A 24,838-nucleotide genomic window follows, 5' to 3' on the forward strand; every position below is an offset into this window, starting at 1 on the left:
GAGTGAACGGGGGAGTGTCAGGGGGCGCGTTCTCCCGTGAGCGCCTCCGGGTGATCACCGGCCGCCTACCGTCGACACCATGGGAAGCGGGGACCTGGCGACGCTGGTGCGCATCTGCGATCCGGCGGGCCGGCCACGCGGCACCGGTTTCCTCGCCGACCACCACGGAACGGTCGTCACCAGCCACGAAGCCGTCGACGGACTCAGCCGTGTCGTCCTGCACGCCCCCGGCGACCGGACCTGGCTCGCCGAGGCCGAGGCCGTCACGCCGCTGCCCGAGAGCGGCCTCGCGCTCGTACGGACCGAAGGACTCGGCGGCCGGCCGCTGCCGCTCGCGACCCGGCCCGAGATCGAACCCGGCACGTACGTGCGGATCGCCGCACAGGGCTGGCGCGAGGCCCGAGTCCTCGGCCCCGCCGCCGTCACGTACACCGCCGCCGACCGCTTCCACGCCCTCGCCGACGCCCTCGAACTCGCCATCGGCACCGAAGGCGCCGACGCGCTCCGCCGCGGCGGACAGGCCGCCGGAGGCCCCGTCCTCGACACCGTCACCGGCACCGTCCTCGCCGTCCTCGGCACCGCCCTGCACGGCGACCGGCAGGCCGCCGGATACGCCGTCCCGCTCCGGCCCGCCGGACCCCTCACCGCCCTCCTGCGGCGCAACGCGGCCACCGTCCCCGCGTACGGACCCGACCTCAACCTCGCCGCGATCCTCGAACTCACCGCCACCTCCACCGGACCCGTACGCGAGCCCGACCCCTGGCCCGAGCCCGTCGAACGGCCCGACTGCGTCCGCGAGTTCACCCGCTTCACGGCCGGCCACACCCCCGTCCTCGCCCTCGTCGGCGCCCCCGGCACCGGCCGCACCACCGCCCTCGCCGCGCTCTGCGCCCGCCGCGCCCGGGGGGTCGCACCCGCGCCCACCGTCCGGCTGCGCGGCGCCGACCTGCGCGCCGAGGACCAGACGCTCGCCGACGCCGTCGGCCGCGCCCTGCACCAGGCCGGCCGGATCGTCGCCGCCTCCGGGGCGCTCGGCGACACCACCACCGCCACCCCGGAGCGGGCCGCCGCCCTCGCCCGGGACGCCGGCCGCCCGCTCCTCGTCGTCCTCGACGGCCCCGAGGAGATGCCACCGCTCCTCGCCCACCGGCTCGCCGACTGGACCACCGCCACCGAAAGCTGGCTCCGCGCCCACCAGGTCCACCTCGTCACCGCCTGCCGCCCCGAGCACTGGGAACAGGCCGGCACGCTCTACACCCCGGGCGCCCTGCACCGCCCGACGACGGGCGCCGACGACGGCCTGCCCGCCGCGCTCGCCCTCGGGCCGTACTCCGCGACGGAGGCCCGTGCCGTCCGCGAGGGGTACGGGATCGGGGAGACGGACCTCGCCCCGGCGGACGCCCGGCACCCGCTCGCCCTGCGGCTGCTCGCCGAGGTGCGGGCCGCGCTGCCCGGGGAGGTGCCGGGGCGGCCCGGGCGCGAGGAGATCTTCACCGCCTACCTGGACCTGATGTGCCTGCGGGCCGCCGTCCGGATCGCCGCGGACGCCCGGCCGCTCGTCCGCGGGACGGCCGTCCGCCGGCTCGCCGCGCGCGTCACCGGCCGGCTCCACGAGGCGGCCCGCCGGTGCCTCGGCCCCGGGCACGGCGTCCTCGACCGGGCCTCCTTCGAGGAACTGTTCCCCTGGCGCGAGGGCTGGGCCTCGGCCGTCCTCACCGAGGGCCTCCTCGTCCCGGCGGGATCCGGCTACCGCTTCGCCCACGAGGAACTCGCCGACTGGGTCCAGGCGGCCCACCTGGACCTGGACACGGCGCTGGACGGCCTGGTGCACGGGCGCGACGAGCATCCGGGGGAGGGGAAGGGGGAGGGGGAGGGTCCGAACGACATCCCCGCCGTGCTGCCGCCCGTTCCCCGACACAGGATCGGGCCGGTACTGCAGGCCTTGCTGCTCCTGCACCACGAACGTGGCCCCGCCGGCCTGGCACCCCGACTCGCCGGACTCGCCGAGGCACTCGACCGGTTCGCGGGGGAGGGACGGGGCGGGGACGGCGGGGACGGGGCCTGGTGGGCCGCGCGCCTCTTTCGGGAGAGCGTGCGGCGCCTGCCGGACCCGCGCCCGTACCTGCCCGTCCTGCGCCAGCTCGCCGACCTGATCGGGTCCCGCCCGGAACGACACCCGGTGTTCGCCCCCTTCGGCCCCGCGTTCTGGCTGGCCCTCCCGCTCGGCAAGGACGAACGCATCGACCTCCTGCGCCGCCTGGTCCCGGCCGACCCGCCGACCTGCGGGGCGCGCGGTGGCGAACGGAGTCTGGACGCCGTCGCCGGAATGCTCGTCGCCGACCCCCGGGGCGTTCAGCCGCTGCTCTGCCGCTGGTTCGGCGACCCCCGGCACGCCGTCGCCACCGCCGCCCAGGCACTCCTGCACACCCACCGGGCCCTCGCCGTCGACGACCTCTGCGAGGCGCTCGTCGCCACCGCCCATCCGCTCGCCGACGGCCTCCTCGCCGCCCTCGCCCAGGACGAGCCCTCCGCGCTCTGCCGGGCCGTCGACCGCTGGGCCCACGACGACGGGCGCCCGGAGCGGCGCGTCGCGGCCGCCGCGTACGGACAGCTCGTCGCCGGGCACGTCACCACCTCCGCCGACCGCGAGCTCCTCCGCTACGCCGCCCTCGCCCTCCTCGCCCGCCCCGGCGACCAGACCCTCCACGGCGCCGCCCTCGGCCTCCTCGTCCGCGACCCGCACAGCCGCGCCCGACACCTCCCGCGCGCCCTTGCGGAGCCCGGGGTGCCCGCGTCGGCGCTCGCCGAGGCCCTCGCGACCCACCCCGAAGAGGTCCTCGCCGCCTTCCGGACCCGTCTGCACGGCACCGGCGAGGCACAGTCCGCCGCCCTGCGGGCCCTCGCCGAGGTCGACACGCCCGCCCTGGCCCGCCGGATCGCCGCCCTCGTCCGCGACCACGCCGCCCGCCACCCCGAGGGCGCCCCGCTCGTCGCCGCCTTCGTCGACCGCCGCTTCGAGGACGGCCCGGCCGCCAGGGCGGTCCTCTTCCCGCTGGTCACGGGCCTCATCCGGGGCCGCCCCGCCTCGCTCCGGCGCGCCCTCGCCCCCGTCCTCGCCGCCCCCGGCAGCGGAGCCTCCCGCCATCTGCGGGCCGAGCTGCTCGACGTACTCCTGGAGCACGAGCGGTACGAGGCCGAGATCGGGGAGCTGACCGTCGTGGAGGCCCTGCTGCGGGCCGCCGCGGAGGGCGCGGAGCAGCGCAGCGCGCCCCGCACCCGGGAGCTCGTCCTCCGGGCCGGCGCGCTGTGCGTCCGTACACCGGAGGGCGCCTGGCGGCTCGACGGGGCCCTCGCCGGGGCCGTCCGTGAGCTGCCCGCCTTCGCCGCGCTCCTCGCCTCCTGGCTGGTCGCCGCTCCGGAGGAGTGGGCTCCGCTGCTCGGTGCGGGGACCCTCCAGGCGCTGCGGAGCCCCGGCACTGCCATGCCGATGCGTACCGACGGCCGTGGACATGGCAGTCTTAGACCTGCGTAAAGGCGAACAGGGCGAACAGGCGGACGAGGAGCGGTCACAGTGCAGCGCTGGCGTGGCTTGGAGGACATCCCCCAGGACTGGGGACGCAGCGTCGTCACCATCGGCTCCTACGACGGGGTGCACCGCGGACACCAGCTGATCATCGGGCGTGCCGTCGAGCGCGCCCGGGAGCTGGGCGTCCCCTCCGTCGTCGTCACCTTCGACCCGCACCCCTCCGAGGTCGTGCGCCCCGGCAGCCACCCGCCGCTGCTCGCCCCGCACCACCGGCGTGCCGAGCTCATCGCGGAGCTCGGCGTGGACGCGGTGCTCGTGCTGCCGTTCACCGCCGAGTTCTCCCAGCTGTCCCCGGCCGACTTCATCGTGAAGGTACTGGTCGACAAGCTGCACGCGAAGGCCGTCATCGAGGGCCCCAACTTCCGCTTCGGGCACCGGGCCGCCGGCAACGTCGCGTTCCTCACCGAGCTCGGTGCCACCTACGACTACGAGGTCGAGGTCATCGACCTGTACGTCAGCGGGGCCGCCGGCGGCGGCGAGCCCTTCTCCTCCACCCTCACCCGCCGCCTCGTCGCCGAGGGCGACATGACCGGCGCCGCCGAGATCCTCGGCCGCCCGCACCGGGTCGAGGGCATCGTCGTCCGCGGCGCGCAGCGCGGCCGCGAGCTCGGCTTCCCGACGGCCAACGTCGAGACCCTGCCGCACACGGCGATCCCGGCGGACGGGGTGTACGCGGGCTGGCTGACGGCCGCGGGGGAGCGGATGCCGGCGGCGATCTCGGTCGGCACGAACCCGCAGTTCGACGGCACGGAGCGGACGGTCGAGGCGTACGCGATCGACCGCGAGGGCCTCGACCTGTACGGGCTGCACGTGGCCGTGGACTTCCTGGCGTACGTGCGGGGCATGCTCAAGTTCGACACGCTGGACGATCTGCTGCAGGCGATGGCGGGCGATGTGAAGCGCAGCCGCGAACTGACGGACGACTACGACCGCACCTGACGCCCCTGGCCGGGCGGTACCCCACCCGCGGCTTCGCCCCGCCCCGCACGGCCGTCGTGTCGGCCCCGTGCCCCGCGCCCGCGTGGGCCCACGCCCCGCCCGTGTGGGCAATCGTCCCGCTGGGGCGGGACGGGTGGGCACACGGGACGGCGCCCCTGGCGGCGCCTCCGCGTTCCGCGCCCTGACCCGCACCACGTGTGCGCCGCCGCCAGGGGCGCGGGTTCAGGCGCGGGAGCCTCTGGCGCCGGCAGGGGCGCCGTCCGTTGTGCCCACCCGCCCCCAAGTTCTCGGCTTCGGTCGAGCAGGGGGGACCCCCATCGCCCTTTGCGGAACGCCTGCCCACAACGGGGGGTGGGTACCGCCCCGGTGGGACCAGCGCCCGCAACGGGGTGGCGTCGCGCCGGCGGAAGGACTGGCCGCAATCAGGGGCTCAGGTCCGCGTTACCCAGTGGCACGCCACCGCCTGTTCCCCCCCGCCCCCCAGGACCGGCAGGTCCTCGCCCCGGCAGCGGTCCGCGACCGGCGTCGCCTCGCCCGAGGCGAGGAGCTGGCAGCGGGCGTGGAAGCGGCAGCCGGACGGGATGCGGGACGGGTCCGGCGGCTCGCCGGTCAGCACCACCGGGGCGCCCTCCGACTCCGGAAGCACAGACAACAGCGCCCGCGTGTACGGGTGTTGAGGGTTCGTCAGGACGGACTCCACCGTGCCGGTCTCCACCACCCGGCCCAGGTACATCACGGCCACCCGGTCCGCGATGTTCCACGCGAGCCCCAGATCGTGCGTCACCACCAGCGCGGACAGGCCGAGTTCGTCGCGCAGCCGCAGCAGCAGCGCCAGGATCTCGCCCCGTACGGACGCGTCGAGGGAGGCCACCGGCTCGTCGGCGACGATCAGTTCGGGTTCCAGGACGAGCGCGCCCGCGATGACCACGCGCTGCCGCTGCCCGCCGGACAGCTCGTGCGGGTAGCGGAGGAAGAACCGCTCAGGGGGGCGGAGCCCGGCCCGGGACAGGGCCTCGGCGACGGCCGTCCGTTCGTCCCCCTCGTACCCGTGGATCCGCAGCCCCTCCGCCACCGCGTCGTACACGGTGTGCCGGGGGTTCAGCGAGCCGCTCGGGTCCTGGAGGACCAGCTGCGCCCGCTTCCGGTAGGCCCTGAGCGCCCCCGAGGAGTACGCGAGCGGCTGCCCGTCGAAGGTGACCGCCCCGGCCGTGGGCCGGACCAGGCCGAGCAGGGAGCGGGCCAGCGTCGTCTTGCCGCAGCCCGACTCGCCGACCAGGGCCACGATCTCCCCGGCGCCGATGTCCAGGTCCACGCCGTCCACCGCGCGCGCGGGCGGCGCGCCCCGCCGCCCGGGGAAGGTCACGTGCAGTCCGCGCGCCGACAGCAGGCTCATGAGGTGCTCCCCACGTGTACGCAGGCGGCCCGGCGCCCCGCGCCCGCCTCCCGCAGTTCCTGATCGAGCTCCGCGCAGGCGTCCACCGCCACCGGGCAGCGCGGGTGGAAGGTGCAGCCGCCGGGCAGGTCCGCCGGGTCCGGCGGGTCGCCGGGCAGTCCGCGCGGCGCCCGCCGGGACGCGAGGTCGCCGATCCGGGGGAACGCGGAGGACAGGGCCCGCCCGTACGGGTGCGCGGCCGCCTCGTACACCGCCCGCGCCGGCCCCTCCTCGACGATCCGGCCCGCGTACATCACGGCGAGCCGGTCGCAGGTGTCGGCGAGGACCGCCAGGTCGTGGCTGATCATCAGGAGGCTGATGGACTGCTCGGCGACGAGCCGCTCGATCAGCCGCAGGATCTGCGCCTGGATCATCACGTCGAGCGCGGTCGTCGGTTCGTCGGCGACGATCAGCCGCGGGTCGCAGGCGAGCGCCATCGCGATCATCACGCGCTGCCGCTGCCCGCCGGACAGCTCGTGCGGATAGGCGGAGGCCCGGGCCGCCGGGAGGCCGACGTGTTCGAGCAGCTCGCCGACCCGGGTGCGGGCCGCCGCCGGGGTCGCCCGGCCGTGCACGAGCAGCGGCTCGGCGATCTGGTCGCCGATCCGGTGCACCGCGTTCAGCGAGTGCATCGCGCCCTGGAAGACGATCGACGCGCCGGCCCAGCGCACGGCCCGCAGACGCCCCCACGACATGGCGAGGACGTCGTCCCCGTCGAGCAGGATCTCGCCCTCGATCCGCGCCGAGGCCGGAAGCAGCCGCAGCAGCGCGAGCGCGAGCGTGGACTTTCCGCAGCCCGACTCGCCGGCCACGCCCAGCTTGGTCCCCGGCTCCAGGGTCAGGTCGACCCCGCGCACGGCGGGCACGGCGGCCGCGCCCGACCCGTACGTGACTCTGAGGTCCCGCACCTCGAGGAGGCTCATCGCCCCACCCCCAGCTTCGGGTTCAGTACGGACTCCACGGCCCGGCCGCAGAGCGTGAACGCGAGCGCGACCAGCGCGATCGCGATCCCGGGCGGTGCCAGGTACCACCAGTGCCCGGAGGAGACGGCGCCCGCCTCCCGGGCGTCCTGGAGCATTCCGCCCCAGGAGACCACCGTCGGGTCGCCCAGGCCGAGGAAGGCGAGGGTCGCCTCGGTGAGGATGGCGGTCGAGATGCCGAGGGTGGTCTGTGCGAGGACCAGCGGCATCACGTTCGGCAGCACGTGCCGGGTCATGACGTGCCGGTGGCCGCCGCCGAGGGCGGTCGCCCGCTCGATGTACGGGCGGGACTCCACCGCGATGGTCTGCGCCCGTACGAGCCGGGCGGTGGTCGGCCAGGAGGTCACGCCGATGGCGAGGACCACCGTCCACATCGACCGGGACATGACCGTGGCGAGGACGATCGCGAGCACCAGCGTCGGCATGACCAGGAACCAGTCGGTGATCCGCATGACGACGGTCGAGAACCAGCCGCCGTAGTGCCCGGCGATGATGCCCACCAGCGTCCCGATGGCGACCGAGAGGGCCGCCGCGAGCAGACCGACGAGCAGCGAGATCCGGGCGCCCCAGATCAGCAGGCCGAGCAGCGAGCGCCCGAACTGGTCGGTGCCGAGCGGGAACTCGGCGCTCGGCGGCTCCAGGGCCGTGCCCGGTGCCTCCGTCACCGACTGCACGTCGGCGCCGACGGTCAGCGGGGCGGTGAGCGCGAGCAGGGCGATCAGGGCGAGGCCGAGGAGGCCGTAGAGACCGGCGCGGTGGGTCCGGTACGAGGTCCAGAAGCGCGCGACCGAACCCTTGCGGCGCTCCCATGCGAGAGAACGTGTCGGAGAGGTCATCGGCCCACCCGGGGGTCGAGCAGCGGATAGAGCAGGTCGGCGATCAGGTTCATCAGGATCATCGCTCCGGCGAAGACCACGAACAGGCCCTGCACGAGCGGCAGATCGGGCACGCTCAGCGCCTGGTAGAAGAGCCCGCCGAGCCCCGGCCAGGAGAACACCGTCTCCACCAGGATCGAACCGGCCGCCACATGGCCCAGGTTGATGAAGATCATGGTGACGGTCGGAAGCAGCGCGTTCGGCACGGCGTGCCGGCGGCGCACGACGTCGTCCCGCAGCCCCTTCGCCCGCGCCGTCGTCAGATAGTCGCCGCCCATCTCGTCGAGGAGCGAGGACCGCATCACGAGCAGGGTCTGCGCGTAGCCGACGGCGACGAGCGTGACCACGGGCAGGACCAGGTGGTGGGCGACGTCCAGGACGTACGCGAAGCCGGTCTCGCCCGTGCCCGACTCCATGCCGCCGGTCGGGAAGAGTCCCGGGATCGGCCCCATGCCCACCGAGAAGACGATGATGAGGAGCAGCCCCAGCCAGAAGGAGGGCACCGACCACAGGGTCAGCGCGATCCCGGTGTTCAGCTTGTCGCCGAGGCCGCCGTGCCGCCAGGCCGAGCGGGTGCCCAGCCACAGCCCGAGCGCCGAGTAGATCACCACGGCGACCCCGGTGAGCAGCAGCGTCGCCGGGAGCTTCTCCGCGATGAGGTCCCCGACGGGGGCGCGGAACTGGAAGGAGGTGCCGAGGTCGCCGCTGAGCGCCTTGGCGCAGTAGTCGGTGAACTGCTGCCACAGCGGCAGGTCGAGCCCGAACTGGCGCCGCAGTGTGGCGAGTTGCTCGGCGGAGGTGGGCACGCCGTGGGTCATCGCCTTCACCGGGTCACCGGGGATGATCCGGAAGAGGAAGAAGCTGGTGACCAGGACGGCGAGGAGCGAGACGAGCGCGCCGCCCAGCTTCCCCGCCGCGTGGCGGAGGTAGCCGAGGGAGGAACCGGTGCGGGGTGCGCCGTCCGTGGCGCGGGCCTTCTCGGCCCGCGCCACGTCGGCGGGGGTGCTTGCCGTCGTCACGTACTACTCGCGGTCGTCGGCGGTGGAGCGGCGGCGCAGACCGAGGAAGACGCCGAGACCGACCACGACGACCACGGCCGCGGCGATGCCGACGATCACCCCGGTGGACGAGCCGCTGCCGGAGTCCTCGGCCTGGGCGGTGGGCACGGCGGACCACCAGCTCCAGTAGCCGTCCTGGCCCCACAGGTTCCCGGCGGCCTCGGGCATGGTGGTGATGGACTTGATCTGGTCCGTGCGGTACGCCTCCAGGGCGTTCGGGTAGGCCATGATGTTCATGTACCCCGTGTCGTACAGCCGGGACTGCATCCGCTTCACCAGATCCGCCCGCTTGGCCGCGTCGTACTCGACCGCCTGCTGCGCGTAGAGCCCGTCGAACTCCTTGTCGCAGATGAAGTTGTCGGTGGCGCCGGAGTCCTTCGGGGTCGCCGGGAGCGTGCCGCAGGTGTGGATGGAGAGGACGTAGTCCGGGTCGGGGTTGACCGACCAGCCGTCGAACGCGAGGTCGTAGTCGCCCTTGACCCACGGGTCGGAGACGCTGTCCAGGCACTCGACCTTCAGGCCGATGCCGAGCTTGCCCCACCACTCCTGGAGGTACTTGCCGACCGCCTTGTCGTTGGGGTCGGTGGCGTGACAGAGGATCCGGAACTCCAGGGGCTTGCCGTCCTTGCCGAGCCGCTTGCCGGCGGCGTCCTTCCGGTATCCGGCGGCGTCGAGGGCCTTCTCCGCCCCGGCCGGGTCGTACGCCCGCTTCTGCGCGGTCTCCGGCTTCCAGAAGTACGAGCCGAAGCGCGGCGGGATGTACCCCTCGCCCTCGACGGCGTGGCCCTGGAAGACCTTGTCGACGAGGGTGGTGCGGTCGACGGCGAGGAAGAGCGCCTTGCGCACCTCCGGGTCGAGCAGCGCCTTGTTGCCGTTGCCGAAGGTCTTGCCGTCCTGGGCCTTGGCGCCCGGGTTGGTGGCGAGGGCGTAGAAGCGGCGGCCGGGGGCGTCGTTGACCTTGATGTCGTTCTGGGTCTTCAGGGCGGCTGCCTGGGCGGGTGTCAGGTTCGGTACGAAGGACACCTCGCCCTTCTGCAGCGCGGCGACGGCGGCGTCCCCGTCCTTGTAGTACTTGAAGACCAGCTCGTCGAACTTGGGCGCGCCCCGCCAGAACTTCTTGTTCGGCTTGAGCTTGATGTACTGGTCGACCTTGAAGTCCGTGATGACGAAGGGGCCGTTCCCGACGATCGGGAAGGTCTTGTCGTTGTTGAACTTCGAGAAGTCGGTGACCTTCTCCCAGACGTGCTTGGGCACGATCGGGACGTCGAGGGCCGTCATCGTCGCCTGCGGCTTCTTCAGCTCGATGACGAGGGTCTGCGGGTCGGGGGCGGTGACCTTCTTGAAGTTGGCCGTGAAGCTGCCGTTGGCGGTGGCGGCGTTCGGGTCGGTCATCATCTTGTTGAAGGTCCAGGCCGCGTCCTCGGCGGTGGCCTGCTGTCCGTCGGACCAGGTCGAGTCCTTGCGGATCGTGTACGTCCACGTCAGCTTGTCGGGCGAGGACGTCCACGCGGTCGCGAGACCCGGGACGGTGTGGGCGTCCTTCGGGTCGTAGTTCGTGAGGTACTCGTACGCCAGCCGGTGGATGCTGGTCGAGGTGAGCTTCTGGGCGAGGAACGGGCTCAGCGAGTCGATGCTCTGCGAGACGGCGACCGTGAGGGTGGTGCCGCCGGACTTCTCGTCCTCCGCCTGCGCGGTGCCGGGGACGACGGCGAGGGAGCCGGTGGCGAGACCGGTGGCGAGCAGCAGTCGGAGGGCTCTTCGGGCAGGGGTGCGGCGGGGTGGAACCTTCGTGACCATGACCATGGGACGTGACCTCGCGTCGGAGTTTCTGTCGTGGATCTTGGGCTGACGATGGGTGAAGCGAAGGTGTATCAGCGGTGGTCTGCCGTCGTCAACGATCGCTCAAACCCCTTGTGGGCTGCGGGAACGCCAAGAGGCTCCGTATCGGTGAGCCGATACGGAGCCTCATTGGTCTAATCCTGTGACGCCCTACTGCTGAGGGGCTGGCGGCGCCTGCGGAGGGCCTTGCGGGTCCGCCTGCGGGGGCAGCGGCTGCCCCGGCTGAGACTCGCTTCCGTCCTGCGGCTGCTGCCAGGCCTGCGGCACGCCCGGCTGCCCGGGCTGCCCCGGCTGCGGCGGGTACGGCTGACCCGGCGGGGGGCCGTAGGGCTGTCCGGGGACGGGCTGGCCGGGCGCGAACTGACCCGGCATCGGACCGGCCTGACCGGGCACCTGACCCGGCATGGGCTGTCCCGGCATGGGCTGGCCCGGCATCGGCTGTCCCGGCTGCGGGTAGGCCTGCGGCGGGTACGGCTGACCGGGCTGCGGCGCCTGGGGAGCGTACGGCTGACCGGGGGCCGGCTGTCCGGGAGCGAACTGGCCGGGCAGCGGCTGACCGGGCACCTGACCCGGCATCGGCTGACCCGGCATCGGCTGACCGGGCATCGGCTGTCCGGGGACCGGCTGTCCGGGAGCGAACTGTCCCGGCATCGGCTGACCCGGCATGGGCTTACCGGGCATGGGCTGTCCCGGCATGGGCTGTCCCGGCATCGGCTGACCCGGCATCGGAGGGGCCATGTGCGGCGGCATCGCGCCCTGGCCGTCACCGGTCCACAGCCCCTGCGCCTGCTGCGCCCGTACGAAGTCCTCGGCCACCATCGCCGAGAGGTGGAAGTACGCCTCCCGGGTCTTCGGCCGCATCATGTCGAGGTCGACCTCGGCGCCGGCGGACAGGTGCTCGTCGAAGGGCACGACCACGACACCGCGGCAGCGGGTCTGGAAGTGCTGCACGATGTCCTCGACCTTGATCATCTTGCCGGTCTCGCGGACGCCGGAGATGACCGTGATGGAGCGCTGCACCAGGTCCGCGTAGCCGTGGGCCGAGAGCCAGTCGAGCGTCGTCGAGGCGCTGGAGGCGCCGTCCACGGAAGGCGTGGAGATGATGATCAGCTGATCGGCCAGGTCGAGGACCCCGCGCATGGCGCTGTACAGCAGACCCGTACCCGAGTCGGTGAGGATGATCGGGTACTGCTTGCCGAGGACGTCGATCGCGCGCCGGTAGTCCTCGTCGTTGAAGGTCGTCGAGACGGCCGGGTCCACGTCGTTGGCGAGGATCTCCAGGCCGGACGGCGCCTGCGAGGTGAACCGGCGGATGTCCATGTACGAGTTCAGGTACGGGATCGCCTGCACCAGGTCGCGGATGGTCGCCCCGGTCTCGCGCCGCACCCGGCGGCCGAGCGTGCCGGCGTCCGGGTTGGCGTCGATCGCCAGGATCTTGTCCTGGCGCTCGGTGGCGAGGGTCGCGCCGAGCGCGGTGGTCGTCGTGGTCTTGCCGACACCGCCCTTGAGCGAGATGACCGCGATCCGGTAGCAGGAGAGGACCGGCGTGCGGATCAGGTCCAGCTTCCGCTGCCGCTCCGCCTCCTCCTTCTTGCCGCCGAGCTTGAAGCGGTTGGCGGCCCCGGGGTTCCGGCTGGACTTGGGCTTCTGCTTGTTGTTGCGCAGGAGCCGGTCGGAGGAGAGCTCGACGGCCGCGTTGTAGCCGAGCGGGGCGCCCGGCACGGAACGCTCCCGCTGGTCGTGCGTCACCGGCGAGGGCCAGGCGGCACCGGTCCGCGGATCCACCGGCGGCTGACCGTCGTACGGCGGCTGCGGAGCCTGCGCGGCCTGCGGGGGTACGGCTCCGGGGTGCGGGTAGCCGTAGCCGCCGGGCGCCTGCGCCTGCGGCGGGACACCGCCGGGCGCGCCGGGCTGCTGCGGGTAGCCGTAACCGGCCTGCTGCGGAGGCGTCCCGGGGTGCGGGAAGCCGTAACCGCCCTGCGGGGCCGGCGGCTGGGGGGCCTGCGGGGCCTGGGGCTCCTGGGCGGGCTGCGGGTAGCCGTAACCGGCGGGCGCCTGGGGCTCAGCCTGCGGCGGTACAGCCGGCCAGGGCGCGGCGGGCGGCATCGGCGCGGCCTGCGGCACCGGCTGGGCACCCGGGGCGGGCTGCGCGGGCCACTGCTGCGCGGGCTCGGGGGTGGCCGGCTGGAAGGAGGGGGGCAGCGGCGGCAGCCCGGCCTGCGGGCCCGCGGCCGGGTACGGCCCGGGAGCGGCCGGGGCGCCGGGGAAGGCTCCCGGAGCGCCGGCGGCGGTGTCGTACGGGCCGGGGGCCGCGCCGGGCCCGAAGCCCTGCGGCGCGTCGGCGACGGGCTGCGCGGCAGGGAGGGGGGCGGCGGGAGCGGTGGAGGCCTCCGCCTCGGTGCCGGTCTCGACACCCGTCTCCGTCCCGGTCTCCGTCTCCGCGACGGGCGCGGCCGGCTCGTCCTCAGGGCCGGCGGTGTCGGAGGCGGCGGCCTCGGCCGTCTCCACGTCGTCCGAACCCTCCGAACCGTCCGACGAGCTCGACGCCTCGGCAGCCGCCGCGTCGTCGGTGTCCGTGGGAATGCCGTCCGCGCCGTCGGCGGCGAAGTCGCCGGGAACGGCAGGGGAGTCCTGTGCGGCGTCCGCCGCGTCGGCGGTGGCGGGCGCCGAGGAACCGGCGGAGCCCTCCGAGCCCTCCGCGTCCTCCGCCTTCTCGGCCGTGCGCTCGGCGATCTCGCGCTGGAGGGCGGCGGGGGAGAACCGCATCGTGGCGCCGCTCTCGATCTCCCCGCCCCCGAACGAGGCCGCGGCCGCGGGCGTCTCCGGAGCGGGCGCCGGGACGGACGGAACGGACGGCGGGGAGGCGGGCGACAGCGAGGCGTCGGCCACCGGCGCACCCGGCACCGGAGCACCAGGCACCGGCGCACCCGGCACCGGCGCTCCGGGCCCGAACGCGGGCGCGCCCGCGGCAGGCGTGACGGCAGTAGGCGTGACAGGACCAGGCATGACAGGACCGGGCGCGGCAGGCGCGGCCTCACCCGGTGCACCGAACGGAGGAACCCCCGCCGGAGGCACCGTGCCGGCCTGCGGCACCGGTGCGGGAGCCACGGGCGGCGCGACGGGCGGGGTCGCCGGAACGGGCGCGGGCGCGGGAGCCGCGGGCACCACAGGCGGGGCCGGCGGGGCGATGTTCCAGCTGGGCTCGAAGCCGCTGCCGGCGGGGAGACCCGGCACGGCGACCGGCGCTCCGCTCGGCGGCGGGGGAGTGGCACCGCCCGCCCCCGTACCGCCCGACGCGTTCTGCGTGTACCAGGCGGGCGGGGTGTAGTCGATGGTGAACTCACCCGTCATCTCGGCGGGATCCGCGTCGGACTGATCGTCGGCGGGCGGATTCCAACCCCCGGGGATCTCGTCGCGATCGCCGTTCACTTTGCCTCCTGGTGTGGTCGAGCACCCTTGTGCCGTGGTGGGCGGGGCCCTTCCACCCTAATCGCCGCGGGCCGCCCCCGGGCAGGGCCGACGGCCCCTCCGCGCCCGCCTCCGCGAACCCGTCCGGGCCCCAAGTGACCCGGTCGCGCCGCAGAGTGAGAACCCCCACCGTTCAAAACGATGCAAAAACGGACGTACTTGAACGACCTCGCGCTCTGAGGCCGCCGTTCAGTCCATGCGGCGCGCGCCGCCCAACAATCCGGTCTCGGCGTCCGTCGCCTGCGTCATCACGAACTGGCGGTCGTTCTGCGTGCACCAGAGGGTCACCCCGTCGGCGAGCGTGGACAGCGCCTCGTACTCGTGCTGCGGCAGGCTCATGATCCGGCCGATCTGCGCCGCCTCGTCGGGGGACACCCGCTGGACCCCGACCAGGGAGGACTTCTCCAGGAGCCGGGGCGCCACCGGGCTCAGATAGGGCAGCAGCGTCACCACCGACTGCCAGGGCGCCGACACGACCCGGCCGCGCGGCGGCCGCATGCCGCAGTCGCGCACCACGACCACCGGACTGCCCGCCGAGGCACCCTGCGGCGGCACCCGGCCCACGTCGTGCAGCGTGATGCACGGCTGGCCGCCGCCCGCGGCCTGCGCGAGGGCCGTCCACGCCTGCGCGCGGCCGGTCTCGACCGCCACCCGGGCGCCCGTCGCGGCCGCCCGCAGGGCCAGGACCTGCGCGGTCCACAGACCGCCGATGAGGGTGACGTCGTACGGGACGGGCCGGTTGATGCCGAGCACGGCCGGGCGGCTCTCGGCGTCCACGCCGATCACCATGCCGTCGTCGCCGACCGGCAGGGCCAGCGCCTCCAGCTGTTCCAGGGGTACGGAGTGCCGGTCGCGGCGCGGCCCGACGAGCCCGAAACCGAACCGGGGCCGCGTGGCCCGCCCCGTACGCCGGGACGGAGCGGCGGAAGAGGAAGGCTGGGTACCGAAGGAGGCGGTGGACATCAGCGCGCACCCCCCAGCGGCAGCGTCGCCAGGACGCCGGGCACCTGTTCCCGGTCGAGGCGCACCAGACCCGTCCTCACCCCGCGCGCCGCACGCTCCAGCTCGTGCCGCGCGGCCACCAGTTCCTCGTCGCTGCGTCCGGTGATCCGCACGTGTCCGGTCACCGTCACCTCCTGCCGGTCTCCGCCGCTCAGCGTCAGGCTGAACGTCGTCGCGAGCGCGGGCAGCGAGGTCAGCAGGGCCACCAGCTGCGGCATCGACGCACCCGCGCCGCCGCTCCGGCCGCCCAACTGGGGCCAGCGCCCCACCCAGTACGTCGTGTGCCGCCGGTCGTCCACCCGCCAGGTCCGCGCGGTCTCCTGGGTCCTGCGCCCCTGCGCCTGCCCCCGGCCCGCCTGCGCTATCGCCATCGGGCTGGCGCAACTCGACGTGGCGAGCGCGGAGGTCAGCTCCTGCTCCGTCAGCACGCTCGCCCGGAACCCGGCGCCCGCGAGCCGGCTCGCCAGCTGGTCCGCCGCCCGCACCACGCACTTCTGGGCGCCGGTCATGCCGCCGCCGCGCGCGGCGACCGCCTCCGGGCACAGCTCGGGGTCGAGCTTGAGCGCGATCCAGGTGATCCGCACGGCCGGGGAACCCGTCTGCGCCTGCAGCGGCCCGTAGTTGCGGGCCGCCATCGACTGCGCGGGCAGGTGCGGCGCGGGCGCCGGCTGCGTGTGCTGCACGATCTGCGCCGACTCCAGGCGGATGCCGTCCACACTCAGCACGTCCCGGACGAGCCCGACGGGCAGCGGCTTCGCGGCGCGGTCCGGGCGCAGCGCCGTGCCGTCCGACTCGACCCGCAGGACGGCCGTCAGGAACGTGCCGTCGCCGACCATCCCGACCGGACGCCGGTCACGGTCGCTGTACGCGTAGGTCCGCAGCGCCGGATCGCACTCCACGAGCGGCGCGAACCCCGGCTCGGTGCCCTCCGGCACCGTGAGCGAGGCCGCCCGGCGCGAGCGGGCGCGCAGCGCGAGGAAGGTGCCCAGCCACTCGGGCAGCGAACGGCGGTGCCGGCGCACCACGGCGAGCAGCAGCAGCACGACGGCGAGCACACCCGCGGGAACGAGCAGCATCGGCTCGACGACCCAGGCGAGGAGCAGCAGCGCCGCAGCCACCTCGATCAGTACGAGCTGTTGCAATCGGAACGAACCGAAGTGTCCGGGACGTGCCTGGAGCCTCGGTGAGACCGAGGGGACGGGTCCCGTGGACGGGGGTGTGGAGGCAGCGGCCGCGGCGGGCCGCCTCCGCCTCGCGGAAGCCATGATGGAGAATCCCCCTCAATTCGTCCCGATGACCCTGGCCCGCCAGGGCTTTGGCGGCCGGATCACCCTACCCGCCCCACGAACCCCACGGGACAGCAGGCATAGTAGGGGGCCGGTCCGAAGGCCGGGGCCCGGGTGTCATCGCCCGGGGGCCCCGCGCGAAGATCGCGCCTGACGAGAATGGGGACTCATGGCATCGCGGCGGGACGAGCTCAACGCGTACACCTTTGCGAAGAAGCGCACGGTGGCGGCATTCCTCCAACCCTCGCCGTCCGGTACGGAGGAGGGGGCGCCGAAGCCGCTGCGCGCGGTCGTCCCCGGCCTGATCGTCTCCGCGCTCGTCGTCGCCGGTTTCGGCGCCTGGGGCATGTTCAGCCCCACGGCCCCCAAGGGCTGGGACACCCCCGGCACCCGGGTCATCGTCGGCAAGCAGTCGACGACCCGTTACGTCGTCCTGGAGACCGGCAAGGGCAAGGACAAGAAGACCCTGCTCCACCCCGTCCTCAACCTCGCCTCCGCCCGGCTGCTGCTCAACCCCGACCAGTTCCAGGTCATCCAGGTCGACGACAAGAAGCTCGACGAGGGCAAGCCGCCGCGCGGTGCCATCCTCGGCATCCCGTACGCCCCCGACCGGCTGCCCGTCGCGGAGGACGCCGGCAAGAAGAAGCGCTGGGCCGTCTGCGAGCAGCCCGGCGGCGGCAAGGGCGCCAGCGTGCAGAAGGCGACCTTCCTCTTCGCCGAGCGCGACGCCCGGCGGACCGAGGGCGCGAACCAGCTGAAGAACGGGGAGGTCCTGTACGTCAAGGGCCAGAAGGGCAGCGCCCAGTTCCTCGTCGACCACACCGGCACCAAGTACCCGGTGAAGGCCGACCGGCCCGGGCTCCTCACCGCCCTCGTCGGTCTCGGCAAGGAGCCGCAGGCCGTCACCGACGACTGGCTCGCCACCCTGAAGACCGGCGACGAGATCGACTTCCCGCACATCGACGGCCAGGTCGGCACCCCCACCGACATCCCCGACAGCACCCTCGACGGGACCGAGAACCGGATCGGCATGGTCCTCCTCGCCCAGACCGGCTCGGGCCCCCAGTACTACGTCGTGCTCCCCGGCCGGATCCAGCCCGTCACCCCCTTCACCGCCTGGCTGCTCATCAACTCGCCGGAGACCCGCGACCTGGACATGGACGGCGAGGCCACCACGGTCGACGCCCCCAACTTCGTCCCGGACCCCACCCTCTTCCACGCCGGCGTCCACTGGCCCACGCTGAAGTCCAAGCAGGTCAACGCCGCCACCGGCGAAGGCGCCCGCGACACCGTCTGCAGCGTCCTCACCGACGTCAGCGAGAAGGGCGACACCAAGCTCACCACCTGGGCCGGCAGCACGTACCCCGCCGACATCACGGCCGGCGGCACCAGCACGTACGTCACCCCCGGCACCGGCCTCCTCTACACCCAGATCCAGGGCAAGCAGAAGACGCCCGACGGCTCCCTCTTCCTCGTCACCGACACCGGCCTGCGGTACGCCGTCCAGGCCAACGGAGACAGCGACTCCGCCCACTCCGAGATCGGCGCGGGCGAGCAGAAGCAGACCGACGGCAGGCCGGAACCCAGCGACGCCCAGAAGCGTCTCGGCTACGAGAAGGTCCAGCCGGTCCTCGTACCGATCGAATGGTCGGAGTTCCTCTCCAAGGGGCCACGGCTTGACACCAACAGCGCGCGTCAGCCGCAGGGTTCCTAGGGGGTGGCACCGGTGACGACGACGAACCGCACGGTCGCCCTGCTCGCCGCGGGCACCCTCACGGCCCTCCTCGCCGCGCCCGCCGCGGTCGCCGCACCCGGCCGGCCGGGCCCCGACGGCCCGGCCCTCGACGGCAGCGGCGAGTGCACCTTCCCGATGAAGAAGCAGATCGAGGGCACCCCCTGGCCGCTCCAGCGGGTCCTCCTCGACGAGCTCTGGCAGGACACCAAGGGCAAGGGCGTCCGGGTCGCCGTCATCGACACCGGCGTCGACGACGTCAACCCGCAGCTGCGCAAGGCCGTCGACGCCAAGTCGGGCAAGGACTACCTCAAGCCCGACAAGAACAACCCCTCCTACGGCGACGACAAGCGCGGCAAGACCGACGGCACCGTCGACGAGGTCGGGCACGGCACCAAGGTCGCGGGCATCATCGCCGCCCGCCCCCGGAACGGCACCGGCTTCGTCGGCCTCGCCCCCGAGGCCACGATCATCCCGATCCGGCAGAACGACGAGAAGAACAGCGGCAAGTCCGACACCATGGCCCAGGCGATCGACTACGCCCTGCTCAAGGGCGCCGGGGTCATCAACATCTCGCAGGACACCACCCAGCCCCTGACCCCGGACTCGCCCATGGGCAAGGCCGTGGCCAGGGCGATCGCGAAGGACGTCGTCGTCGTCGCCTCCGCGGGCAACGACGGCATGGACGGGAAGTCCAAGAAGACCTACCCCGCGGCGTTCCCCGGGGTCCTCGCCGTCGCCTCCTCCGACCGCAACAACGAACGCGCCGCCTTCTCCCAGTCCGGCGACTTCGTGGGCGTCGCCGCCCCCGGCGTGGACATCGTCTCCACCGTCCCCGGCGGCGGGCAGTGCGTCGACAACGGCACCAGCTTCTCCGCCCCGTACGTCGCCGGCGTCGCGACCCTGCTCCGCGCCAAGTACCCGGAGTGGACCGCGGCCCAGATCGTCACCCGTATCGAGCAGACCGCCGTCCGCTCGGTCAACGGCCGTGACGACCACGTCGGTTGGGGAGTGATCGACCCGGTGCGGGCGCTCGCCGACCAGCCCGGGACGCCCGCCTCCTCGCCCGTGCCCGACCCGGGCCCGGCCAAGCCGCCGGCTCCCGAGCCGGCCCGTCTGGCGCTGTCGGAGACGCCCCAGGAGCGCTCCGAACGGCTCGCCACCTACACGTTGGGGATCGGAGGCGTCCTGGTGGCCGTGGTCGCCGGGACCGCCACCGTGATCCGCGACAGCCGCCGCAGAAGGGAGGCCCGATGACGCGCGTACCGGTCAAGTATCGGGTGCTCCCTTTGCAGTTGGAACTGCCGCCGTCAATGGCTACAGTGACCGCTGGGGGCACGGCAGTGCGAACCCAGCACGGGGGCGGCATCAGAAGATTCCCGTCCGCATCAAGACCGGAAGGCCCGACGGCCCGTCCGTCGCAGCCACCGAAGGAAGAAGGGGCAAGATGTCGAAAGACCTGAACGTAACCAGTGCCGAACAAGTCAAGCTCGCCGGCCGGATCCAGGACTTCTCCGACGAGCTCCAGGCCCGCATCACCTCCCTCAACGGCGTGGTGGACCGCGTTCAGGCGGGCTGGCAGGGCGCTGCGAGCAAGGAGTACGACCGGGTCCAGAACGACCTGAACCAGCGCCTGCGCAGCATGCGCGCCGAGCTCACGAAGCTCGAGGAGATCATGCGCATGAGCGCCGACGGGTTCTCGCAGGAGGAGGAGGACCGTCTGCGGTCCTTCCGTCAGATGGACAACAGCTCCGGTGCCGGCGCCTCCGGTGGCCAGAGCGCCATCCTCGGCATCTGAGCCGTCCGACCCGACCAGTCCTCCGCGCCACTCTCACCCGAGGAGTCAAGACCATGACCACTGCGGTCAATTACGACACCGTGACGCAGGCGGCGGCCGACACCCGCCTCACCTCCAGCACCCTCACGCAGAAGCTCGACGACCTCATGGCCGAGGTCAACCGCGTCGCCTCCAACTGGGAAGGCGAGGCGAAGATCGCCTACCGCGAGAGCCAGGACCGCCTGACCCGCGACATGGCCGGCATGAACCAGGACCTGGCGCGCATCGCCCAGCTCCTCGACGAGTCGGTCGCCGGCTACCAGGACACCGACAAGGGCAACGCGGCCCGGTTCCGCATGATGTGAGTCCTTGCACGCACGCGTGAGGGGGTGGCCCGTTCCGACGGGCCACCCCCTCACGCATGTCCGCTAGCGCAGATCGAACTCGCCGTCACGGGCCCCCAGGACGAACGCGTCCCACTCGGCCTTCGTGTAGCGCAGCACGGTGTCCTTGTCGAGGGACGAGCGCATCGCCACCGCGCCCTCGGGCAGCCGGGCGATCTCCACGCGCTCCTCGTCCGGGCTCGTCCCCGGGGCGCCCTCCCACTCGACGCCGGAGATGTCGAGCGCGTACAGCTCCTCCTTCTGGCGCTCCTTCTCGGCGGCCAGAGCGGCGTCCGCGCTCTCGGTGGTGGTCTCGTGGGCGTCGGTCATCGGCGCTTCCCCTTCGCGGTGGTCGAGCGGTCCCTCCCACATTAGTGGGAGGGACCGCTCCGCTCCGGGCTGTTCCGCGAGCTCCCCGCCGTTCGGGAACTCCGGGCCGCTCCCCGGACTCAGTGCTGTTCCGGCAGCCAGCCCAGCTGCACCAGCGGCGTCCCCCGCTTCCGCGACACGAACGTGCCCCGACCCGGAGGCATCGGCCGCGCCCGGACACTGCCGAGGATGTCGCCCTCCTGCGGGTCGCCGGAGAGGATCACGCCCTGCGCGCCCAGCTCCCGCATCCGCTGCATGAACGGCTCGTACATCGCGCGGGAGGCGCCCGCCTGGCTGCGCGCCACGATGAACCGGATGCCGACGTCCCGCGCGAACGGCAGGTTCTCCACCAGAACCGCGAGCGGGTTCCCCGAGTTGGTGGCCACCAGCTCGAAGTCGTCGACCAGGACGAACAGTTGGGGACCCGACCACCAGCTGCGGTCGCGCAGCTGCTGCGGCGTGATGTCGGGCTTCGGCGCCCGCTTCGTCATCACCGTGTTGACCGCGTCCATGTGCATCTGCATGGCCGAGGCCATCGGCGCGTACTCCAGGAGGTGCGAGGGCGCCACGGCCTCCAGCATCGTCCGCCGGTAGTCGCCCACCACGATCCGCGCCTGCTCCGGCGAGTACCGCTCGCACAGCTGCTTGGCGATCAGCCGCAGCAGCGCCGTCTTGCCGGACTCGCTCTCGCCGAAGATCAGGAAGAACGGATCCGACTCGAAGTCGACGAACACCGGCTCCAGGTTCGTCTCGTCGATGCCGATCGCGATGCCGTGCTGCGGGTACTCGAAGCCCTTCGGCAGCTGCTCCGCCGGCAGCTTGCGCGGCAGCAGCCGCACCGCCGGCGCCGGGGCCCCGGTCCAGCTCGCCTTCACGGCCTGGACGAAGGCCGCCGTGCCGTCCGCCAGGTCGGCGGACGAGCTCGACCCGTCGATCCGCGGCAGCGCCCCCATGAAGTGCAGCTTCTCCGGCACCTGGCCACGGCCCGGCACGCCGGTCGGCACGTTCGCCGCCACCTTCCGGTCGAACTCGGAGTCCATGACGTCACCGAGCCGCAGTTCGAGCCGGCCCAGCATCTGGTCCTTGAGCGCCGCCCGCACCTCCATGTACCGGGCGGCGGTGATCACCACGTGGATGCCGTAGCCCAGACCGCGCGCCGCGATGTCGGAGACGATCGGCTCCAGCATGTCGTAGTCGTTGCGGAAGCTCCCCCAGCCGTCCACGATCAGGAAGACGTCGCCCCAGGCCTCGCCCGGCAGCTCGCCCGCCGCCCGCTTGCGCCGGTAGGTCGCGATCGAGTCGATGGAGTGCGCGCGGAAGAACTCCTCCCGCCGGTTCAGGACGCCCATGACCTCCGCGACCGTCCGGCGCACCCGCTCGGGGTCGAGCCGGGACGCCACCCCGCCGACGTGCGGCAGATCGGCCAGCGACACCATGCCGCCACCACCGAAGTCCAGGCAGTAGAACTGCACTTCGGCCGGCGTGTGGGTGAGCGCGAACGAGGAGACGAGCGTCCGCATGATCGTCGACTTGCCGGACTGCGGACCGCCGACCACCATCATGTGACCGGCCGCGCCGGAGAAGTCCCGGTACAGCACCTCGCGCCGCTGCTCGAACGGCTTGTCGATGAGGCCGAGCGGCACGGTGAGCGCGCCCTGACGCGTGTACTCCGTCGCCGTGAGCCCCCGGTCCGCGGTCTGCGCGAGCCCCGGAAGCAGCTGGTCCAGCGAGGGCGCCTGGTCGAGCGGCGGCAGCCACACCTGGTGCGCCGGCACCCCCTGGCCCTCCAGGCGCCGCACGATGACGTCGAGGACGGTGTCCGCGAGCGCGTCGTCCTCCTCGCTGCGCTGCGCCGTCAGATAGGCCGGGTCCGGTGCCGCGTACACGACCGGCACCGGGGCCGCCGTGAACAGCGCGGGCCGCCGCTCCACCGGCATCTGCCCGATCTCCAGACGCGGCCCGCCCGTCCGGTACGTCCCCGAGACGTACGCCGCCTTGAAGCGGGTCATCTCGTCCGTGCCGAACTTCAGGTAGCCGGAACCCGGCACCGACGGCAGGTGGTACGCGTCCGGGACACCGATCGCCGTGCGCGACTCCGCCGCCGAGAAGGTCCGCAGACCGATCCGGTACGAGAGGTACGTGTCCAGGCCGCGCAGCTTGCCCTCTTCAAGGCGCTGCGAGGCGAGCAGCAGATGGACACCCAGCGAACGGCCGATGCGGCCGATCTGGATGAACATGTCGATGAAGTCCGGCTTGGCGGTGAGGAGTTCGGAGAACTCGTCGATCACCAGGACCAGCGAGGCCAGCGGCTCCAGAGGAGCACCCGCCGCCCGCGCCTTCTCGTAGTCGTGGATGTTGGCGTAGTTGCCCGCCGAGCGCAGCAGCTCCTGCCGCCGCTGGAGCTCGCCGCGGATCGCGTCGCCCATGCGGTCCACGAGCGTCAGGTCGTCGGCCAGGTTGGTGATGACCGCCGCCACGTGCGGCATCTGCGACATGCCCGCGAAGGTCGCGCCGCCCTTGAAGTCCGCGAGGACGAAGTTCAGCGTCTCCGAGGAGTGCGTCACCGCGAGACCGAGCACCAGCGTGCGCAGCAGCTCCGACTTGCCGGAACCCGTCGCGCCGACGCACAGACCGTGCGGGCCCATGCCCTCCTGCGCCGCCTCCTTCAGGTCCAGCATGACCGGCTGGCCGTCCTCGCCGACACCGATCGGCACCCGGAGCCGCTCGGCCACCGACCGGGGCCGCCAGGTCCGCGCCACGTCCACCGAGGCCGCGTCGCCGAGGTTCAGCAGATCCGTGAAGTCCAGGTTGGCGAGGAGCGGCTCGTCGTCGTCCCCGCCGCCCATCCGCAGCGGCGCCAGCTGCCGGGCCAGCGCCTCGGCCGCCGGCAGCGAGATGCCGTCCGGCAGCCCCTCGTACGCGAAGCCGCCGCCCGACTCCAGACGCAGCCGGCCCGGCCGTACCACCACCGAGAGGCCACCGCGCGGCTCGTCGAGCTCACCGGAGACGACCTCCACGATCGTCACGCCCTGCAGGCCCTCCGGGGCCGCGAGCATCGAGTCCGGCGGCACCATCCCGCCGTCGAGCACCACCACCACGTGCGGTTGGTCGAGCACCGGCGCGCTCTCCCGGGAGAACCGGGTCCGCCCGTCCAGCTTCGAGCGGACCAGGTTCTCCAGCTCACCGAGGTCGTCGCCGAACAGACGCTTCGTACCCGCCCCGTCGACCTGCCCCGGCACCTGGGTGTGCGGCAGCCACTTCGTCCAGTCCCAGCGCTCCTGCGCCGGCCGCGCCGCCACCACGGCGAGCATCAGGTCGTCGGGGGAGTGCAGCGTCACCAGCTGCGCCACGAGCGCCCGCGCCGCCGCCTGCGCCGACTCCGGCTCGCCCGACACCGTCACGTGGTAGAACGCCCGCATCGAGACCGCCATCGGCAGCCCGTCCAACGTGCCGTGCACCGCGAGGAACTGCTGCATCGCACCCGCACACAGCGGCTCCAGCTCGTCCACCGGAGCCGTGTCCGGCGCCACGAGCGGCGTCGCCAACTGCTGGGCCCCGAGGCCGATCCGCGCCTGCCCGAAGTCATGGTCGCCGACCCGCCGCTCCCACACCCGGGAACCCTCGGCCACCACCGACCACAGCTGCTCAGGAGCGGGGTGCAGATACAGCTGCGCGTCCCGCTGCTTGCGCGCCGTGCGCCGGACCGTACGCCGGGTCTGCGCGAGGTATTTGAGGTAGTCGCGGCGGACATCGGCCATTTGCCCCTGCGTACCGCGACGGAATCTCACGAACTGGGCGACGGCCATCGCGACCGTCGACGCCAGCATCAGCGTGCCCATGATCCGCATGATCGGCGACGGCGTCATGAAGAAGAAGACGACCGAAGAACCCATGCCGAGCATCGGCAGGAGCTGCATCAGCGCCGACTCCTGCTGCCCCCGCGGAAGTTCCGGCGGAGACTCCAGGACCAGTTCCTCACCGGGCACTTCCGGAGGAAGGGACCTCGGCGGGCGTTTGACGACGATCTGGCTCACCGGCGCATCAATCCCTCGTTGGAGGCGGGCTCGTGGCGGGAGCATCCGCACGCCACCCCTGTCGGCAGCCGAGCGCGC

The 24,838-nt window shown here is 73.2% G+C and carries 16 protein-coding genes; 6 read left to right on the forward strand and 10 right to left on the reverse strand.

The genetic code is table 11. The features are described 5' to 3' along the window. Positions 1-79 precede the first annotated feature (79 nt). Positions 80-3,532 carry a trypsin-like peptidase domain-containing protein gene (locus ACF07V_RS24125; protein ID WP_392157010.1) on the forward strand — a complete coding sequence of 1,151 codons (3,453 nt, stop codon included), beginning with the start codon at positions 80-82 and terminating at the stop codon, positions 3,530-3,532. Positions 3,533-3,571: 39 nt separating this feature from the next. Beyond that, on the forward strand, positions 3,572-4,525 hold the full coding sequence (locus ACF07V_RS24130) for a bifunctional riboflavin kinase/FAD synthetase (RefSeq protein ID WP_392157012.1): 954 nt from the start codon (positions 3,572-3,574) through the stop codon (positions 4,523-4,525). A 430-nt stretch (positions 4,526-4,955) separates the two neighbouring features. Here the strand turns inward: ACF07V_RS24130 and ACF07V_RS24135 are convergent, their stop codons facing one another. From ACF07V_RS24135 to eccE, 8 genes are all read right to left on the reverse strand, one after another. Then, a complete protein-coding gene (locus ACF07V_RS24135) occupies positions 4,956-5,918 on the reverse strand; it encodes an ABC transporter ATP-binding protein (protein ID WP_392157013.1) in 963 nt (320 codons plus the stop codon). After that, positions 5,915-6,880, reverse strand: a complete 966-nt coding sequence (locus ACF07V_RS24140) for an ABC transporter ATP-binding protein (protein WP_392157015.1) — start codon at positions 6,878-6,880, stop codon at positions 5,915-5,917. The genes ACF07V_RS24135 and ACF07V_RS24140 overlap by 4 nt, the downstream gene beginning before the upstream one ends. Then, positions 6,877-7,773 carry an ABC transporter permease gene (locus tag ACF07V_RS24145; protein ID WP_392157017.1) on the reverse strand — a complete coding sequence of 299 codons (897 nt, stop codon included), beginning with the start codon at positions 7,771-7,773 and terminating at the stop codon, positions 6,877-6,879. Before ACF07V_RS24145 ends, ACF07V_RS24140 begins: the two co-directional genes overlap by 4 nt. Continuing rightward, positions 7,770-8,831: an ABC transporter permease gene (locus tag ACF07V_RS24150; RefSeq protein ID WP_392157018.1), complete on the reverse strand. Its 1,062-nt coding sequence runs from the start codon at positions 8,829-8,831 to the stop codon at positions 7,770-7,772. Before ACF07V_RS24150 ends, ACF07V_RS24145 begins: the two co-directional genes overlap by 4 nt. 3 nt (positions 8,832-8,834) lie before the next feature. After that, positions 8,835-10,667, reverse strand: coding sequence for an ABC transporter substrate-binding protein (locus ACF07V_RS24155; RefSeq protein WP_392157074.1), 1,833 nt, complete (start codon positions 10,665-10,667; stop codon positions 8,835-8,837). A gap of 192 nt (positions 10,668-10,859) precedes the next feature. After that, entirely contained in the window at positions 10,860-14,138 is a 3,279-nt protein-coding gene (locus ACF07V_RS24160) for an SCO5717 family growth-regulating ATPase (RefSeq protein WP_392157019.1), read from the reverse strand. A gap of 228 nt (positions 14,139-14,366) precedes the next feature. After that, positions 14,367-15,140, reverse strand: a complete 774-nt coding sequence (locus ACF07V_RS24165) for a hypothetical protein (protein ID WP_392157020.1) — start codon at positions 15,138-15,140, stop codon at positions 14,367-14,369. Further along, the gene (gene eccE / locus ACF07V_RS24170) at positions 15,140-16,444 is read right to left on the reverse strand and encodes a type VII secretion protein EccE (RefSeq protein ID WP_392157022.1); all 1,305 of its coding nucleotides are present in this window, start codon (positions 16,442-16,444) and stop codon (positions 15,140-15,142) included. Before eccE ends, ACF07V_RS24165 begins: the two co-directional genes overlap by 1 nt. A 190-nt stretch (positions 16,445-16,634) precedes the next feature. Here eccE and eccB point away from each other — a divergent pair, with 190 nt between their 5' ends. The 4 genes from eccB (at position 16,635) to ACF07V_RS24190 (ending at position 20,339) form a co-directional block, all read left to right on the forward strand. Next, positions 16,635-18,179 carry a type VII secretion protein EccB gene (gene eccB / locus ACF07V_RS24175; RefSeq protein WP_392157024.1) on the forward strand — a complete coding sequence of 515 codons (1,545 nt, stop codon included), beginning with the start codon at positions 16,635-16,637 and terminating at the stop codon, positions 18,177-18,179. A gap of 12 nt (positions 18,180-18,191) precedes the next feature. Further along, positions 18,192-19,454 (forward strand): type VII secretion-associated serine protease mycosin, encoded by a 1,263-nt coding sequence (mycP, locus tag ACF07V_RS24180; RefSeq protein WP_392157026.1) that lies wholly within the window; start codon positions 18,192-18,194, stop codon positions 19,452-19,454. A gap of 190 nt (positions 19,455-19,644) precedes the next feature. Then, complete coding sequence (locus ACF07V_RS24185; RefSeq protein WP_351193332.1) at positions 19,645-19,995, forward strand: WXG100 family type VII secretion target; 351 nt, start codon at positions 19,645-19,647, stop codon at positions 19,993-19,995. 53 nt (positions 19,996-20,048) lie between these two features. Continuing rightward, positions 20,049-20,339 carry a WXG100 family type VII secretion target gene (locus ACF07V_RS24190; RefSeq protein WP_017235850.1) on the forward strand — a complete coding sequence of 97 codons (291 nt, stop codon included), beginning with the start codon at positions 20,049-20,051 and terminating at the stop codon, positions 20,337-20,339. 63 nt (positions 20,340-20,402) lie between these two features. Here the strand turns inward: ACF07V_RS24190 and ACF07V_RS24195 are convergent, their stop codons facing one another. Together ACF07V_RS24195 and eccCa are read right to left on the reverse strand one after the other, a co-directional pair. Beyond that, the gene (locus tag ACF07V_RS24195; RefSeq protein WP_392157028.1) at positions 20,403-20,687 is read right to left on the reverse strand and encodes a DUF397 domain-containing protein; all 285 of its coding nucleotides are present in this window, start codon (positions 20,685-20,687) and stop codon (positions 20,403-20,405) included. 119 nt (positions 20,688-20,806) lie between these two features. Continuing rightward, positions 20,807-24,760: a type VII secretion protein EccCa gene (gene eccCa, locus ACF07V_RS24200; RefSeq protein ID WP_392157029.1), complete on the reverse strand. Its 3,954-nt coding sequence runs from the start codon at positions 24,758-24,760 to the stop codon at positions 20,807-20,809. Positions 24,761-24,838 lie beyond the last annotated feature (78 nt).

The sequence above is a fragment of the Streptomyces sp. NPDC015661 genome, from assembly GCF_043077765.1.
In the GTDB taxonomy this organism is placed as follows: Bacteria; Actinomycetota; Actinomycetes; order Streptomycetales; family Streptomycetaceae; genus Streptomyces.